The sequence below is a fragment of the Pseudoduganella sp. RAF53_2 genome, assembly GCF_052113985.1.
Taxonomy (GTDB): Bacteria; Pseudomonadota; Gammaproteobacteria; order Burkholderiales; family Burkholderiaceae_D; genus Rugamonas.
On sequence record NZ_JBFRDW010000986.1, the window covers coordinates 1 to 1,434 of the forward strand.

The following is a 1,434-nucleotide window of genomic DNA, read 5'->3' on the forward strand; positions in this document are numbered from 1 at the left end:
GTCAGTAGTAAAGATAGTTGTAACTCCAAGCGGGARTAGCTCAGTTGGTAGAGCGCAACCTTGCCAAGGTTGAGGTCGAGAGTTCGAGACTCTTTTCCCGCTCCAGAATTCCAGACGGCAGAAAGTAACCAGCTGCCGATCTAGCCCAGACTTCTCTGGCGAGGTAGCAAAGCGGTTATGCAGCGGCCTGCAAAGCCGTCTAGACGGGTTCGACTCCCGTCCTCGCCTCCATAACATCATGTGGTTACATGCGAAAAAGCCCGGAACTTCCGGGCTTTTTTGCGTTCCAATGGCCTCGACACCGTTGAGAACCGCCCGGTTCGGGCGGTCAAACCGCCGCAAAACGGCCTCGGTTGGGCGTCTATACGAGTTGACCCATCAGTGCGGTACCTGGCGATTTGCCACCAATTGTCATGGAGGCAGCATAGCAGCGATCACCCAACGGCGCGGCAAATTTGAATTGCGCGTCAAACAYCCGCTCTTACCCAAGGGCTTCTATTACGCCACGGGCTCAATGAATCGACTGAGAGCCCACCACCAGCAGCTGACGTGGCGGAGCGGACAGATTTGTCGGTTTCATGGGTTTTCATCCTAGGGCACACCCTTATGCGTGGGGCGGCTACAGTCTCGCCCCAGTAGCGACCAGGGCTCACCTGCAGGCATTGTGTTCCAGGCCGCGATTATCTGGAGCACGGCCCCGGCGCCGGGGCGCCGCACCTGGCTTTTGCGGCGCAGCGTTGGGGACAAAGGCGGCGTGACGATCATTCCGGACGGTTGCCTCCAAGTAGACAGCAGCGTTGAAGTGCGCGGTATTCCGGATGCTGGCGATCAACACGCAGACCATGATGGCGACAGAGATAGAAATGTTAATGGTGATGTGACGAGGAGACGCGAGCATACAAGCGACGCCTCCTCAATCGTGATATCAGTCGTCTTAGGCCAAAAATTCTAAAGAATCTGATATCGAAATGGTTATTGCTTCGGTAGTAAAAGTAATCGCGAGGGCAGGACCGCCTGGATAGTATGAGAAGTTATGAGAACGCACTTCCTTCGCACGGCCATGATGGCCCTCGTTTTTTTATATAGCAGCTGGGCTGCCGCTGCCAGTCCGGCCACTTGGATCTGGTATCCGGGTGATTTCGAAATCTGGTTGAGCAACCAGATGCAGGTCAAGCGCGTCGAGCGTGATGCGCCCTTCATGCCGTTCTGGCGCTTCTACAGCCACCAGCCGCAGGTGAACTTCTCCAGGCAGGTCGAGCTGGCCGCTCCCGAGGAACTGAGCCTGACTGCCGAGGGCAGATACAGCGTGGTTGTGGATGGCAAATTCGTGCAGGGCRATCAACAGCACATTGCGCTACCTGCCGGCAAGCACACCATCAATGTCCAAGTCTACAATGCCGCGTCGCCGCCTGCCATTCTGGTGCGGGGCAAGAC

At 56.6% G+C, this 1,434-nt stretch carries 1 protein-coding gene and 2 tRNA genes; all 3 read left to right on the forward strand.

Features of this window, described 5'->3' with window-relative positions:
• Nucleotides 1-29: 29 nt before the first annotated feature.
• A tRNA-Gly gene (locus tag AB4Z11_RS31660) sits at nucleotides 30-105 on the forward strand.
• Nucleotides 106-157: 52 nt separating this feature from the next.
• A tRNA-Cys gene (locus AB4Z11_RS31665) sits at nucleotides 158-231 on the forward strand.
• Between the two features lie 802 nt (nucleotides 232-1,033).
• On the forward strand, nucleotides 1,034-1,434 hold a 401-nt coding region (locus tag AB4Z11_RS31670), incomplete at its 3' end, for a hypothetical protein (protein ID WP_442030135.1).